The sequence below is a fragment of the Bordetella bronchiseptica genome, assembly GCF_900636925.1.
GTDB lineage: Bacteria > Pseudomonadota > Gammaproteobacteria > Burkholderiales > Burkholderiaceae_B > Bordetella > Bordetella pertussis.
Genome location: NZ_LR134326.1, coordinates 4,740,588 through 4,755,321, shown reverse-complemented (window position 1 = coordinate 4,755,321; position 14,734 = coordinate 4,740,588). Strand labels below are relative to the sequence as shown.

At 67.6% G+C, this 14,734-nt stretch carries 15 protein-coding genes; 4 read left to right on the top strand and 11 right to left on the bottom strand.

Features of this window, described 5'->3' with window-relative positions:
* Positions 1–49: 49 nt before the first annotated feature.
* Positions 50–1,123: a DUF6817 domain-containing protein gene (locus EL288_RS22175; protein WP_010925794.1), complete on the bottom strand. Its 1,074-nt coding sequence runs from the start codon at positions 1,121–1,123 to the stop codon at positions 50–52.
* 167 nt (positions 1,124–1,290) lie between these two features.
* On the opposite strand from EL288_RS22175, the gene EL288_RS22170 reads away from it, so the two are divergent.
* Positions 1,291–2,085 (top strand): MetQ/NlpA family ABC transporter substrate-binding protein, encoded by a 795-nt coding sequence (locus EL288_RS22170; protein WP_003807638.1) that lies wholly within the window; start codon positions 1,291–1,293, stop codon positions 2,083–2,085.
* 39 nt (positions 2,086–2,124) lie between these two features.
* Here the strand turns inward: EL288_RS22170 and EL288_RS22165 are convergent, their stop codons facing one another.
* The 7 genes from EL288_RS22165 to EL288_RS22135 form a co-directional block, all read right to left on the bottom strand.
* Positions 2,125–2,649 carry a DUF934 domain-containing protein gene (locus EL288_RS22165; RefSeq protein ID WP_010925795.1) on the bottom strand — a complete coding sequence of 175 codons (525 nt, stop codon included), beginning with the start codon at positions 2,647–2,649 and terminating at the stop codon, positions 2,125–2,127.
* Positions 2,642–4,384, bottom strand: coding sequence for a nitrite/sulfite reductase (locus EL288_RS22160; protein ID WP_033458919.1), 1,743 nt, complete (start codon positions 4,382–4,384; stop codon positions 2,642–2,644). Before EL288_RS22160 ends, EL288_RS22165 begins: the two co-directional genes overlap by 8 nt.
* A gap of 208 nt (positions 4,385–4,592) precedes the next feature.
* Positions 4,593–5,351: a branched-chain amino acid ABC transporter ATP-binding protein gene (locus EL288_RS22155; RefSeq protein WP_003807644.1), complete on the bottom strand. Its 759-nt coding sequence runs from the start codon at positions 5,349–5,351 to the stop codon at positions 4,593–4,595.
* 2 nt (positions 5,352–5,353) lie between these two features.
* Positions 5,354–6,061: an ABC transporter ATP-binding protein gene (locus EL288_RS22150; RefSeq protein WP_003807646.1), complete on the bottom strand. Its 708-nt coding sequence runs from the start codon at positions 6,059–6,061 to the stop codon at positions 5,354–5,356.
* Between the two features lie 16 nt (positions 6,062–6,077).
* Entirely contained in the window at positions 6,078–6,959 is an 882-nt protein-coding gene (locus EL288_RS22145) for a branched-chain amino acid ABC transporter permease (RefSeq protein WP_003819072.1), read from the bottom strand.
* A gap of 10 nt (positions 6,960–6,969) precedes the next feature.
* On the bottom strand, positions 6,970–7,959 hold the full coding sequence (locus EL288_RS22140; protein WP_003807650.1) for a branched-chain amino acid ABC transporter permease: 990 nt from the start codon (positions 7,957–7,959) through the stop codon (positions 6,970–6,972).
* A 102-nt stretch (positions 7,960–8,061) separates the two neighbouring features.
* On the bottom strand, positions 8,062–8,979 hold the full coding sequence (locus tag EL288_RS22135) for a LysR family transcriptional regulator (protein WP_033458917.1): 918 nt from the start codon (positions 8,977–8,979) through the stop codon (positions 8,062–8,064).
* A 121-nt stretch (positions 8,980–9,100) separates the two neighbouring features.
* On the opposite strand from EL288_RS22135, the gene EL288_RS22130 reads away from it, so the two are divergent.
* Entirely contained in the window at positions 9,101–10,333 is a 1,233-nt protein-coding gene (locus EL288_RS22130) for an amino acid ABC transporter substrate-binding protein (protein WP_003807655.1), read from the top strand.
* 68 nt (positions 10,334–10,401) lie between these two features.
* Positions 10,402–11,820 carry an amidase gene (locus EL288_RS22125; RefSeq protein ID WP_003807657.1) on the top strand — a complete coding sequence of 473 codons (1,419 nt, stop codon included), beginning with the start codon at positions 10,402–10,404 and terminating at the stop codon, positions 11,818–11,820.
* A gap of 21 nt (positions 11,821–11,841) precedes the next feature.
* Here EL288_RS22125 and EL288_RS22120 read toward each other — a convergent pair whose 3' ends face one another.
* Both EL288_RS22120 and EL288_RS22115 read right to left on the bottom strand, forming a co-directional pair.
* Positions 11,842–12,492, bottom strand: a complete 651-nt coding sequence (locus EL288_RS22120) for a carbonic anhydrase (protein WP_003807659.1) — start codon at positions 12,490–12,492, stop codon at positions 11,842–11,844.
* 133 nt (positions 12,493–12,625) lie between these two features.
* Positions 12,626–12,970, bottom strand: a complete 345-nt coding sequence (locus EL288_RS22115; protein WP_003807662.1) for an FxLYD domain-containing protein — start codon at positions 12,968–12,970, stop codon at positions 12,626–12,628.
* A gap of 239 nt (positions 12,971–13,209) precedes the next feature.
* On the opposite strand from EL288_RS22115, the gene EL288_RS22110 reads away from it, so the two are divergent.
* Complete coding sequence (locus EL288_RS22110; protein WP_003807664.1) at positions 13,210–13,533, top strand: PsiF family protein; 324 nt, start codon at positions 13,210–13,212, stop codon at positions 13,531–13,533.
* 157 nt (positions 13,534–13,690) lie between these two features.
* Here EL288_RS22110 and EL288_RS22105 read toward each other — a convergent pair whose 3' ends face one another.
* Positions 13,691–14,731 carry a cyclase family protein gene (locus EL288_RS22105; RefSeq protein ID WP_033446637.1) on the bottom strand — a complete coding sequence of 347 codons (1,041 nt, stop codon included), beginning with the start codon at positions 14,729–14,731 and terminating at the stop codon, positions 13,691–13,693.
* Between the last annotated feature and the right edge of the window lie 3 nt (positions 14,732–14,734).

Here is a 14,734-nt window from a genome sequence, read left to right as displayed (position 1 = left end):
CTCTCCCGCATGGAGAGCGGTACCCGTTGACGGAAGTCGCGCCGCGGCCCTAGCCCACCAGGCCCAGTCCGTTCAATCCGCCCAGCGTGGCCGGCCATTGGCGGTCGCGGGCATTCTGCAGCAGGATGCGCGCCCAGGCCATCCAGCCCGACCATTCGATGCGCTTGTCCCAGCTGGTTCCCCAGGCCTGCAAGGCCGCCAGGCCGGCGGCGGCCTGCTCGAGGGCGGTGTCGTAGTCCTGCGCGGTCAGCGCCAGCTGCGCGAGCAGCAGGCGCGGCTCGGCCACCCAGGGGTTGTGGGCGATGGCGGCCTGCAGCAGATGGCGCGCGCTGTCCATTTCGGTCATGGGGTGCATGCGCGTGATGACCTGCCAGTACAGCGCCGCGGCGGCCGCCTCGTCGCCGGCGTCGAGCACGGCGGTGCAGTGGCCGAAGGCGGGCGGCGTCGGGATGCCGGTGCCGGCGGGCAGCGTGGACAAGGGCTGCAGCAGGCGCGAGAGCATGCCCAGGATGCGGGCCGGCGGCTTGAGCGGGCCGGGCCACAGCGAGGCGGCCCAGTGCGTCGAGGTGTCGCGGCGCTCCTGGTGGGGATAGCCGGCGAAGATCTCGTCCTGCCAGCTATGCCACTGTTCGCCGACGTCGGCCGCCGACACCACGATGAAGGCGGCCACCTGGCGCGGCGTCAGCGTCAGCGGCTGGCCGTCGGCGCCCTGCAGCGCCAGCCCCGTGGCGCCACGGCCTTCGCCCGCCAGGATGCGCTGCACGAACTGGGTGCGAGGCATGGCGCAGAACAGGTGCACCCATTGCTCGGCTTCTTCGCCGAGGTACTGGCGCAAGGTGGCGCGCTCGCGCTCACGGTCGAACAGCGTCAGGTCCACGTACTCGTTGCCGTACACGCTGTGGAACAGACCCAGCAGGCGCACTTCGCGCGGTTGGTTCCACAGCGCCAGCGTGCGATAGACGCCCAGCAGATGGTGCTTGAACGTGCCGGCCTTGTGCCAGTCTTCGCCGGCGCTGCGCGCAAACAGCAATTCCAGCAGGGCGGGCAGGTCGGCGTCGATGGCCGCGTAATGATCGGCCAGCAGGGCGCGGGCGTGGGGATGCAGGTCAGCAGAGGACGACATGACAGGTACGGCGCAAGGCAAAACCGCTATTGTCGCCCGTGGCGGCCCGTACGCTAATAACCGTATGGTCTTTGGATATGCGCTTTCATCGCTTTTCGTTTTGAGGACGGCTTCGTAGAATCGGCCCCTTGCCGTCCGGCGTTTTTCCTCTTCTTCGTGAGCTTTCCATGCGTATCCGCCATCTCGTCGCCGCTTGCGCGGCCCTGTTCAGTATTGCCACCGCGCCGGCCCTGGCGCAGGACGCCGAATTGAAGGTCGGGGTCACGGTGGGGCCGCATGCGCAGATCGGCGAAGTGGTCAAGAGCGTGGCGGCCAGGGACGGGCTGCGCGTCACGCTGGTCGAGTTCAGCGACTTCATCCAGCCCAACGCGGCGCTCGACGCCGGCGAACTGGACCTCAACATCTACCAGCACCGGCCCTTCCTGGATGCCCAGAACAAGGCGCGCGGCTACCGCCTGGCGCCGGTCGCCAGCGCGGTGGTGCAGCAGATGGGCGTGTATTCCAGGCGTCACCAGACGCTGGACGCCTTGCCGCAGGGCGCCAAGGTGGCGATACCCAACGACCCGACCAATGGCGCGCGCGCCCTGCTGGTGTTGCAGGCGGCCGGCCTGATCGAGCTCAAGCCGGGCGTCACGGTCAACGCGTCGTTGTTCGACATCGCCGCCAACCCCAGGAACCTGAAGTTCCTCGAAATCGAGGCGGCGCAATTGCCGCACTCGCTGGCCGACGTGGATGCCGCGGCGGTGAATTCGGCCTATGCCATTCCGGCCGGGCTGTCGCCGGCGCGCGACGCGCTGGCCCTGGAGAGCAAGGAAGCGCCGTTTGCCGTGGTGGTGATCGCCGCGCGTGAAGACAACAAGAACGATCCGCGCATCGCGCGCTTTATCAAGGCGTACCAGTCCGAAGAGGTCAAGCAGTTCGTGGCCCGGCAGTTTCCGGGCGCCTACAGCACGTCGTGGTAAGCAGGCGCGCGGCCGCCGCGCTGGCGCGGCGGCCCTGTTTCAGGCCGCCAGGGGGGCCGGGTAGGTGTGCTGGTAGTGCACGCTGAAGGTGCGGAAGGCGGCCAGCGCCCGCTGCGGATCGTGGCCGGGCTTGACCAGGAAGCTGTCGAAACCCACGCGCGCCTGGTAGTGGATGGTGTCGATCATGACATCGCCCACGGCGCGCAATTCTCCGTCCCACCCGTAGCGGCGGCGCAGCAACTGCGCCAGCGAATAGCCGCGCCCATCCGTATAGACCGGAAACTCGATGGCGATGAAGGACAGCGCGGCCCGGTCGAGCTCGCCGTCGGGGCCGGTCAGTTCGTCCAGCCGCGCATCCGGCGGCAGCTGCACGCCCACCGGATGACGGCGCGCACGCAGCGTCGCGGCGGCGGCCTTCCAGGTGGCCAGCGTCACCAGCCAGCCGGGTTCGTCGGGCGGCGTCTGGTCGGCGGGGCCGTCGGCCTCGGGGGTGAACAGGCGCGCGTCGTCGGCCTGCAGGCGGCCGGCGCGGATCAGGTGGTCGGGGTGGCTGGCTTCAGGCATGAGCGGGCTCTTGCTGGGAGGCGGGTTGGGCGACGGCCGGGTCGGCGTAGACGTCGCGCTTGAAGGGGTCGATGCCGACGCGGTCGACCACGTCGATGAAGCGTTCGGCGTCGCTGTCACGCAATTCCAGGTAGGTGCGGATCAGGCGATCGATCACGTCGGGGATCTGCGTGCGTGCGAACGACGGGCCGATGATGCGGCCGATGGCCGCGCCGCCGCCGCGTGGCGACTCCAGGTCGGGCAGCGGCTTGGCCGCGCCATTCTGGCGGCCGCCCAGCGTCACCTGGTACCACTCCTCGCCGGCCTTGTCCACGCCGAGTATGCCGATGTGCCCGACGTGGTGATGCCCGCAGGAGTTGATGCAGCCCGAGATGTTCAGGTCCAGTTCGCCGATTTCGAACAGGTAGTCGAGATCGTCGAAGCGGCGCTGGATGGATTCGGCCACCGGGATGGAGACGGCATTGGCCAGGGCGCAGAAGTCGCCGCCCGGACAGGCGATGATATTGGTCAGCAGGCCGATATTGGGGGTGGCCAGGTTAAGTTGCTGCAGCTCCTGCCAGAGGTCGTGCAGCCGGGCCCGGCGCACGTCGGCCAGGACCAGGTTCTGCTCGTGCGAGACCCGCAGTTCGCCGAAGCCATAGCGTTCGGACAGGTCAGCCACCGCGTCCATCTGGTCGGCGGTGATGTCGCCGGGCGGCACGCCGGTGGCCTTCAGCGACACCGTCACGGCCGCATAGCCCGCCACCTTGTGCGCGCGCACGTTGGTGCGCAGCCAGCGCGCGAAGCGCGGGTCGGCCTGGGCGCGGGCGTCCGTGGGATCGGGCTCGCTGGCCGCGGCGCTGTCGTAGTCGGGCCAGACGAAGCGGCCCGCGATGGTGTTCAGCTGGTCCTCGGTGATCGTATCGGGGCCGTCCTTGAGCGATTGCCACTCCTGCTCGACCTCGCGCGCGTAGACCTCGGGCGTGAGATCCTTGACCAGGATCTTGATCCGCGCCTTGAACTTGTTGTCGCGCCGGCCATGCAGGTTGTACACGCGCAACGCCGCCTGCAGATAGGTCAGCAGGTGCTGCCAGGGCACGAACGGATTGATCAGGTGGCCCACCATGGGCGTGCGTCCCAGCCCGCCGCCGACCCAGAAGCGAAAACCCAGCTGGCCGTCGCGCTCGACCGCCTGCAGGCCGATGTCGTGTACGCCCACCGCCGCGCGGTCTTCGACCGCGCCGCTGACGGCGATCTTGAACTTGCGCGGCAGGAAGGCGAACTCGGGGTGCAGGGTCGACCACTGGCGGATGATCTCGCACCACACCAGCGGATTGACCAGTTCGTCGGGGGCGACGCCGGCGAAGTGGTCGCTGGTGGTGTTGCGGATGCAATTGCCGCTGGTCTGGATCGAATGCATCTGCACCGAAGCCAGTTCGGCCAGGATGGCCGGCACGTCTTCCAGGCGCGGCCAGTTGAACTGCATGTTCTGGCGCGTCGAGAAGTGGCCGTAGCCGCGGTCCCAGGTGCGTGCGATATGCGCCAGCTTGCGCAACTGGCGCGCGGCCAGCATGCCGTAGGGAATGGCAATGCGCAGCATGGGCGCGTGGCGCTGGATGTAAAGCCCGTTCTGCAGGCGCAGGGTGCGGAACTCGTCTTCGGTCAGCTGGCCGTCGAGAAAGCGCCGCGTCTGGTCCGAGAATTGTTCCACACGCTCTTCGACCAGTTGCTGGTCGACTGGATCGTACACGTACATGTCTTACTGCCCTTCGGGGTGCGATGCATGGCGCGGGCAAGCCCGGAAGACGCCATCCTGGATTGATGCACATAACCGTAGCAGCACAGCCAACCCGCCGTCTAAGTCATTCTGGTAATAACGGTATAGCGGCGGCGGGGAAGCGCGTTGGAGCCTGGCAGGGAAGTGTGTGGGTGCCTGTCCCCCTGCGGGGACAGGCACCCGGGGGTCAGTCGATCTTGTAATCCATCCACGACGCGACCATGTCGCGCAGGCCGCCGTCGTGGCCGAATTGTTCGTGGGCGCCCTCGGCCTTGTTGCGGCCGAGTTCGAGGATGTACATGTAGTCGGAGATCTCGGCGCAGCGGCGCACGTTCTGGTCGACCAGGATGACCGTCATGCCTTCGTCGGCGAAGCCGCGCACCAGGGCGTAGATTTCCTTGGAAATCTTGGGCGCCAGCATGGCGGTGGGTTCGTCGAGCAGGATGACCGAGGGCTCGATCAGCAGGGCGCGGCCGAACTCGACGAAGCGCTGCTGGCCGCCGCTCATGCTGGAGACGGGGTCATGGCGCTTCTGCGCCAGGATGGGAAAGCGTTGGTAGACCGAGTCGATGCGGCGGCGAACCTTGTCCTTGTCGCGGCGAAACGGCCAGCAGCCCAGCACCAGGTTGTCTTCGACGGACAGCTCGCCGAACAGGCTGCGGTGCTGCGGGACGAAGGCCACGCCGCTGGCGGCGCGCTCGTGCGAGGGCTGGCGGCTGATGTCCTGGCCGCGCAGCATGATGCGGCCGCCGCGCAGCGGCAAGAAGCCGAACAGGGTCTTGAGCACGGTGGACTTGCCCGCGCCGTTGGGGCCGATGATGCCGGTGACCTGGCCGGCGCGCGCCTGTACGCTGACCCCGTTGAGGATGGTGATGTCGCCATGGTAGGCCACGGTGACATCGTCCAGGGCGAACACCGGCTCGGTTGCGGCGGCGGAGGTCGGCATGGTCAGGCTCCCAGGTAGGCTTCGATCACGCGCGGATCGGTGCGTACGCGATCGGCGTCGCCTTCGCACAGGATCGCGCCTTCGTTCATGACGATGATGTGGTGCGACAGCTGGTAGATCGAGGTCAGGTCGTGCGAGACCAGCACGACGGAGCAGCCGTGCTCGGTCGGGACGTCGCGGATGATGGCGATCAGCAGTTGCGCCAGGGCCGGGTTGACGCCGGCGAACGGCTCGTCGAGCAGGATGACCTTGGGCTGCGCCACCATGATGCGCGCCAGCTCCAGCAGCTTCTGCTGGCCGCCGGACAGTTCTTCGGCGTGGTTGTGGCGCAGGCGGTGCAATTCGACCTTGTGCAGCCAGTATTCGGACTGCGCGTAGCGCTCGTCGGCGCTGCGGCCGGTCTGCTGCTGCGCGACGTCCAGGTTGTCCAGCAGGCTGAGGTGCTGGAAGACGCGCGGCACCTGGAAGGTGCGGCCCACGCCCAGGCGCGCCACCTCGTGGACTTGCTTGCCGGCGATTTCGGCGCCGTCGAGCTCGATGCTGCCGGCGTCGGGCACATACAGGCCGTTGATGCAGTTGAGCATGGTGGTCTTGCCCGACCCGTTCATGCCGATGATGCCGAGAATGGCGGCGCGCGGCACGTGCAGGTCGACGCCGCGCAGCGCCACCAGCCCGCCGAAGCGCTTTTGCAGATTGCTGACTTTCAACATGGGCGACGGTCTCCGATCAGCGCAGGGCGCGGTGGCCGAACAGCCCGGTGGGCCGCACGAAGATCATGGCCACCATCAGCACGAAGCCGCAGATCGTGGCGATGGAGGGGTTGAAGAACACCACCGACACCTGTTCGGTGACGCCGAACAGCATGGCGCCGACCAGCGCGCCCACGGGGTGGCCCAATCCGCCCAGCACGATGACGATGAAGCCGATCAGGGTGTAGTCGTTGCCCATGAAGGGAGAGAACGCCGGGAACACCATGGCCACCAGCACGCCGGTGACGGCGGCCAGGCCGATGCCCAGGCCGAACGCCACGGCCGACAGCCGCTCGGCGTTGATGCCGACGATGCGCACGGCGTCGCGGTTCATGATGATGGCGCGCAGGGCCTTGCCCATCTGGGTGCGGTACAGGAACCAGGCCAGTACGGCGACCACGGCCAGCGCGATGGCCAGGGCGATCAGGCGCACGGTCGGGATCAGCACCGGTCCGATCTTGAAGAACACCGGTTCGATCTCGTAGGGCAGCGAGCGTGCGTCGGCCTCGAAGGCCAGCAGCATGATGGCCCCCAGCATGATGGACACGCCGAACATCAGCAGCAGCGAGCTGATCTCGGGGTCGTCGGCCTTGGACAGGCGCGGGATCAGCACGAAATACAGGACGTAGCCGGCCAGGAAGAAGGCGCCGAAAGCCAGCGGCAATGCCAGCAGCGGGCCGATGCCGGCGTATTCGAGCAGGTAGTACGCAAAATAGGCGCCCAGCACCAGGAACTCGCCGTGCGCGAAGTTCACCACGCGCAGCACGCCGAAGATCACGTTCAGGCCCACGCCGATCAGGCCGTAGATGGCGCCCAGGATCAGGCCGTTGACCAGGCCCTGGATAATCAGTCCGCTCATGTCCGGCTCCTCAGGCGATGTATTGGCGCAGTTGCGGGTAGCGCTTGAGCAGGCTGCCGACGATGCCGCGCGGCAGGAACAGCATCAGCAGCACGATCACCAGGCCCAGCAGCAGCAGGTTGAGCACCGGGAATTTCTGCCAGATCAGGTGGTCGATGCCCAGCAGCGCCAGCGTGCCGACGACCGGGCCGATGATGGTGCCGAAGCCGCCGGCCATGGCGTAGATGATGCTCTTGGCGGTGATGAGGACGTGGAAGGCGTATTCCGGATCGACCACGTTGGTGTACCAGGCCTCGATGCCGCCGGCCAGGGCCGGGAACAGCGCCGCCAGCAGCCAGGCCTTCAGGCGCGTGCGCGGCACGTGGATGCCGACGCAGGCGGCCGCCGCGTCGTCGTCGCGGATGGCCTTGAGCGCCTTGCCCAGGCGCGACACCGAGAGCCAGGCGACGGTGGCCAGCGTGGCGGCCATGACGGCCAGCATGGCGTAGTAGCTGTGGGTCGGGCTGTTGGCGCTGGAGAGGATCAGCCCCATGCTGCCGCCGGTGAAGCCGTCGGGCAGGTTGGAGATCAGCAGCCGCATGATGGTGGCCAGCGCCAGGCTGACGATGCCGAAGTACACGCCGCGCAACCGCAGGGTGGGCGCGAACAGCAGCGCGATCAGCAGGCCGACCACGCTGGCGGCGGCCAGCGAGGGCAGGATGGGCCAGCCCAGCACCTTGTAGCAGATGCCGGTGGCGTACGCGCCCACGCCGTAGAACACCACGAAGCCGAACGGCAGGTAGCCGGTAAAGCCCACGCAGATATTCATCGCGCTGGCCATGGTCACCCACAGCATCAGGTAGAACGCGAACGAGATGTTCGACGTCGCCATCGGCACGACGGCCAGGCTGAGGGTCAGGACGGCGAAGATGCCGGTGGCAATGCGGGTGCGCGTGCGTTGTGCCTGCTGGTCCTGCAGGCGGTGGGACGCGTGCGCCGAGGCGGCAAGGCTGCTGCTCATGACTCCCTCCGGGCCGATGTGGAAAACAAGTGGCCGTCTGATCGAAGTCGATTATGAAACGTTTGGGGTGCCAAAACCATAACTACAGGTTAAGTATTAACCCTAGTCGGCCTTGGAAAACGACTCCGCAAGCACGTCGCGCAGGTGCGGGATGAACTCGGCGGCGATGCGCGAGAGGGGGCGGTTGTTGGCGTGGACGGCGCTGATGTGCAGCGGGATGTCCTCGGCCAGCGGCACGATGGCGATCTCGGGCCAGATGTTCTTCATGACCGTGAATTCGTCGACGATGGCGATGCCCGCGCCCGCGTTGACCAGGGCGCAGGCCAGCTGGCTCCAGGGCACGTCGGCGCACATGCGGCAGGGCAGGCCGGCCTGCTCGAAGGCGCTTTGCACCAGCATGCCGTAGGGCATGCGCGTGCCGACCACGATATGGGGGTGGGGCGACAGGTCGGCCAGCGTGACCTGCCCGCGCTCGGCCAGCGGGTGGTTGCGCGGGATGGCGGCCACCATGCGGCCCGTATGCAGCGGCAGCGAGGTCAGGAACGGGTGGTCGGCCTGCATGACGACCAGGCCCAGCTCGGCCTCGCCGTGCAGTACGTCGTTGATGAGGTGCGGCAGGGCGGTGGCGTTCAGGCGCAGCAGGATGTCGGCGTGGGTGCGCTGGAAGCGCGCCACGGCGCGCGGCACCAGGTACTGGGCCAGGCTGGGGATCGAGGTCAGCCGCAGCACGCCGGCGCCATGGCCGGCCAGGGCGTCGGCCAGGTCGTTGACGCGCTGCATCATGCGCTGGGTCTTCTCGATTTCCTCGAAAAGAATGCGCACCTCCGGGGTGGGCTGCAGCCGGCCGCGCACGCGTTCGAACAGGTTCAGGCCCAGCTGCTTCTCGGTCTGCGCCAGCATGCGGCTGACCGCCGGCTGGCTGATGTTCAGCAGCCGGGCGGCGCCGCTGATCGAGCCGGCGGTGACGATGGCCCACAGCATTTCGGTCTGGCGGTAGCTCAGTTTATTCAAAGCGTGCACTCCATGCCTATTTGTTATACGCTATTTCTCGAATTGCTCAAAGCGTGAGCAGTTCCAGCCTGTCCGCCCTGGTGCGGCAATGTCCGGTGGTTCCTATCTGTGCAATGCAAGGAGCATTTCCATGTCCAGAAAATCGTGGTTATTCCGTTTGCCCGCACTGGCGATTGCCGCCGCTGCGCTGGCGCCGGCGACGGGCGCCGCCCAGGCGTCCGACAAGATCCGCATCGGCATGACAGTGTCGTCGACCGGCAGTTTTGCGTTGGCATCCCAGTCCGGGGTGCGCGGCGTCGAGGTTTGGGTCGACGACGTGAACCGGCGCGGCGGCATCGAGATCAAGGGCAAGAAGTACCCCGTCGAGCTGGTCAAGCTGGACGACCGCAGCGACAAGCAAATGGTCACGCGCGTTTACGAACGCCTGATTGTCGATGAAAAAGTCGATCTCGTGTTCGCGCCCTTCGGCTCGACCCTGACGGCCGCGGCCGGCACGGTGACCGAACGGCTGGGCAAGTACATGATGGTGTGGTCGGCCGCCAGCGACGACCTGTACAAGCAGGGCTTCAAGTACATGGTGTCCGGCACGCAGATGCCGGTGTCGGCCATGCTGCGCGCGCCGATGGCGCTGGCCGGCAAGCTGGGCGTGAAGAAGGCGGCCATCCTGTACTCGGACGAGCCGTTCCCGGCCGGCCTGGCCGATGGCGGCCGCGCGCAGGCGGCCAAGAACGGCATCGACGTGGTGCTGTACGAAAAATATCCCAAGGGGCAGAAGGATTTCAGCACGCTGCTGCAAAAGGCCAAGGCGGCCGGCGCCGATGCGCTGGTGCCGACCTCGTACGAGGGCGACCTGATCAGCATGACGCGCCAGATGAAGCAGTTGGACATCAACTTCCCGTACACCTTCATGGTGTATGCGTCCACGCCGCAGTTCCAGGCGATCGGCGCGGACTCCAACTACATCTTCAGCCACACCAACTACCATCCCGCCATCAACTGGAAGGTCAATGCCGGGCTGACGCGCGAGCAGTTCGGCAAGGCCTACGACACGCTGTTTCCCAAGGCCGAGTTCCCGCCCGACTTCCAGACGGCCCTGGCCTATGGCGCGGGCGCGCTGACCGAGGAGATCATCAAGAAGGCCGGCGCGACCGATGCCGCCGCGCTCAAGCAGGCGTCGATGGATCTCTCCGACAAGGTCACCGTCATGGCCGGTCCGTACGCCATCGACGAGACCGGCAAGCAGTTGCAGATGCCGTTCCCGGTGGTGCAATTGCTGCCGGGCAAGGGCATGGTGCCCGTATATCCGGAGGATGTGGCGGTCGAAAAGGCGGTGTATCCGGCACCCGCCTGGAACAAGCGCTGAGCGCGGGTATCGCAGTGGCCGGCGCGCGCCCGGGCGCGCGCCGCTTCAGGTCGTATTCCGAGGAAATCATGTCTGAACTTGCATTTTCCAGCCTGGCCGAATTGGCGCGGGGCCTGGAAGCGGGCCGCTACAGCGCGGTGGAACTGGCGCGCCACTACCTGGCGCGCATCGCGCGCGCCAACGAGGCCTTGCACGCGTACGTCAGCGTCGACGAGGCGGGCGCGCTGCGGCTGGCGCAGGCCGCCGACGCGCGCCGCGCCGCCGGCTATGCGCTGGGACCGCTCGATGGCCTGCCGATCGCCATCAAGGATTTGTGCGAGATCGAGGGGCAGGTCACCACGGCGGGTTCGGCCGCCTGGCGCGAGCGCCGCAGCAAGGTCACCGGGACGGCGGTTCGGCGCTTGCTGGCCGCCGGCATGGTGGTCCTGGGCAAGACGCACATGGTGGAGTTCGCCTTCGGCGGCTGGGGCACCAACCCGGTGATGGGCACGCCGCGCAACCCCTGGGACTTGTCCCACCCGCGTATCCCGGGCGGTTCGTCCAGCGGTTCGGGCGTGGCCGTGGCCGCCGGCCTGGCGCCGGCCGCGCTGGGCTCGGACACGGGCGGGTCGGTGCGGATTCCGGCCGCGCTCAACGGTATCACCGGCCTGAAGACGAGCGCCGGGCTGATCAGCCTGCACGGCGCGGTGCCGCTGTCGCAGACCCTGGATTCGATCGGCCCGATGACGCGCGACGCGTATGACGCGATGCTGCTTGTGCAAGCCCTGGCCGGCCCCGACGCGGCCGACCCGGCCACGCTGGGCGTGCCGGCATTCGTCTATGCGCCGCCGCGCGAGGGCGGCCGGCCGTTGGCGGGCCGCCGCATCGCCGTCATGGCCGAAGAGAATTACCCGCTGGCCGTCAGCGCCGACGCGTCGCTGGCCGTGCGGCAGGCGGCCGACACCTTGCGCGCGCTGGGGGCGGAGGTGGCGACGGTGGCGACGCCTTTCGATTTCACCCGGCTGATGCATGCCAATGGCCGCATCATCGCGGCCGAGGCGTATGCCCTGCACCGCGGCTACATCGACGATGCCGCCTTGCCGCTGGGCGAATTCGTGCGGGCCCGGGTGCAGTCGGGCCGGGCCATCGGCGCGGCCGACTATATCGCGGCCATGCGTGAACATGCCCAGGCGCGCGCGCAATGGCGCGCCTGGATGCAGGACTACGATGCGTTGCTGACGCCCAGCCTGCCCTTTGCCGCCTGCCGCCTCGACGAGGTGGACGAGCAGGGCACGCCGCTGGCGGCGTTCAGCCGCGCCGGCAACTTCCTGGGCGCCAGCGGGCTGGCCCTGCCCGCCGGCTTTTCGGCCGATGGCCTGCCGGTTGGCGTGCAATTGATGGGCAAGCCCTTCGACGATGGGCTGTTGTGCGGCTTGGGCGTGGCTTTCCAGCAGGCGACCGACTGGCACCTGCGCACGCCGGACCTGCGTGCGGCAGGCCTGGCCTGACGCACGCGGATGCGGCGCGCCTCAGGCCGCCGCGTCTTCTTCCAGCCAGGGGGCGAACTGGCCCGTCGCGCGGTCAAGCACGTACAGCAGGCCGGTGGCCACGCCGAAGTACGTGCCGTGCAGTTCGAGCTCGCCGCGTTCCACGCGGCTGCTGATGGACGGGAAGGTCATCAGGTTCCGCAGGCTTTCTTCGACCACGGCCAGTTCCAGCCGCTTGATGTCGGTGGCGCGATCGCCGGTGGACGGGCCCAGCCGATCGGCGACCGGGGAGATCTGCGACATCCATTTGCCGATGAAATCCATCTTCGACAGCGGCTCGCCGTCGTCGTAGAACGAACGGATGCCGCCGCACGAGGCGTGGCCCAGCACGACGATGTGCTTGACGTTCAAGCCGTTGACGGCGAATTCGATGGCCGCGCTGGTGCCGTGGAAGGACGACTCGGCGTCGGGCTCGCAGGGCGGTACGAGGTTGGCGACGTTGCGCACGACGAAGATCTCGCCCGGGCCGGCGTCGAAGATGACTTCGGGGGAAACGCGGGAGTCGCAACAGCCGATCAGCAGGATTTCGGGTTTCTGGCCTTTTTCGGCCAATGCTTCATATCGACTGCGCTCGCTGTGGAAGCGGCCTTGCAGGAAGGCGTGATAGCCGTCGGTAAGTCTTTTGGGAAACATGATTCCATCCTAGAGAGTCTGGCGCGGGGGCGTCCCGGGATTGGACGCGCGACCGGCTCGCCCGAACGGGCGAGGCTGGCGCCGACAGGAAAGGATTTTCCCATAACTTGGGTCCGGGCACCGGCGCCGGCCGTCATTCCGCCTTGATTTCGATGGCGGAGAAGCGCTCGAAGGGTTGCGGCGTGGTACTGCGGATCTGCCATATTTCGCCTGGCGCGATGGGACCGATGGATTGCTCCTTGACCCGCCCGATCTCGCGCCCCTGCGAGTCGTACAGCGCGAACACCACCCAGGCGCGGCCGATGCGCTTGGCGCCCTGGTTGCTGAGCGAGCCGGTAATGGTACTGACGCCGGCGGCGGCATCGCGGGTGGCCTGCAGATTGCCCAGCGTGACGCCATACGGCAGGCTTTGCGCCAGCGCGCCGGTCGCCGCCAGAAGCAGTGCGGCGGCCAGGCTAGCGAGACGAGTTTTCATCATGGTCTCCTGTAGCGGCGCTTGCGCCGCTGCAGTTACACCATAAGCCGGCCCGCGACGGGCGCGCAACCCATAAAACAGCCTAGGCCGTAAACATTGGTGGCCACTTGTGCCGCAATGCGCCAGCAGGGAACTTGCTACGCGCATCGGTTTGGCAGATCATTGGAAGCCGGCCGACGGGCGCCGGCGCATAGGGCCGCCGCGCAAGGCTGTGCGAGCCGGGCGGCTCCAGGGAGGAATCCATGATTTCCCGCGTGAGCAAGTTTGCTGCTTGTACTCTTGTGTCCCTGTTTTGTTCCACGGCCGCCTGGGCCCAGGCCTCGGCCAGCAAGGAACTGACGCCACAGCAAAAACGCATGGCCGAATGCAACAAGTCGGCAACCGGCAAGACCGGCGACGAGCGCAAGGCCTACATGAGCAGTTGCCTCAAGGGCGAGGAACCCGCCAACAAGCTGACGCCTCAGCAGCAGCGCATGAAAGACTGCAATTCCCGCGCTTCTGAACAGGCCCTGACCGGCGAGAAACGCAAGGCCTACATGAGCACCTGCCTGTCGGGAAAAAGCTGAAGCATCATTCCCGCGTGCCTGTCCCCGCACGGGGAGTGGCACGCGCCGACTTGGGTGCCTGTCCCCGCGGGGACAGGCACCGCCGCGGCCGTTGCCGAGATCATGGGCAGGTCGCCGTCATCGGGTGCCTGTCCCCACCGGGACAGGCACCCGATGGTCACACTGTCGCCACAGGCGTCACCGGCGAGCCGATGGCATGGGGCAGGCGCAGCGGCGGCGCGGTCAGCATGAAGCGGTGGCGGCCGTTGGCGTGCAGCCATTCGGCCAGGTCCTTGAGGTACCACAGTTCGGCCAGCGGCAGGCCCAGCTTGAACAGACAGTGGTGGTGCAGCGGCAGCATGGCGCGCGGGCCCTGGCGTTCGCGCGCGGGGTAGGCCTCGACCGCGTAGTTGTCGGCGCAGATGGCGGCGATGCCGCTGTCGGTGATCCACTGCAGCAGTTCGGCGTCGGTGCCGTCCAGCGCGGCGCCATATTGATGCAGCACGTCGGCGTCGGGCTTGCCGTTCATGCCGACCACGGCTTCGGCGTAGCCGGTGCGCAGCACCAGCATGTCGCCGGACTCGATCTCGATGCCGTCTGCCGCCAGCGCCTGCGTCAGTTCCTTGTAGCCCACCAGCGTGCGTCCGGCGCCGTAGTGGCGCGCCAGGTCCAGCAGCACGCCGCGGCCCTGCACGCTGTGCTGGGCCAGGTTCTCGATGCCCAGCTTGAGCGCGGCCGAGGGGCCGCCGGTATTGCAGCCGCAGCCGGCGTGGTCGGCGTCGGCCGGCCCGACTATGTCGATGCCGGCGCGGTAGCCGTTGTAATAGCACAGCTCGGCGCGGCCGTCGCCGTCGGCATCGAACAGCGCGCCGACGTGGGCCAGCGAATCCCATTGCGTGGAGTACTGCATCGATAGCAGCACCTGGTCGTCGCTGAGCACATCGACCGCGTCGGGGTTGAGATTGCGCAGCGGGAAGTTCACGTACGGCGTGTCCTGCAGGCGCGTGGGGCTGAGCTGCGGCGGATGGCGCCGCGGGTTGAGCACGTTGCCGCCGGGCAGGTCCAGCGGCAGCGACAGGCAGAAGCTGCGGCCGGCGCGGATTTCCTGCGCCGCCTTGAGCACTTCGGCCGGCGTGATCAGGTTCAGGCGGCCCAGTTGGTCGTCCGGGCCGAAGTCGCCCCAGTTCGAACCGGGCGGCCGTTGTTTCCAGCGTTGCATGCC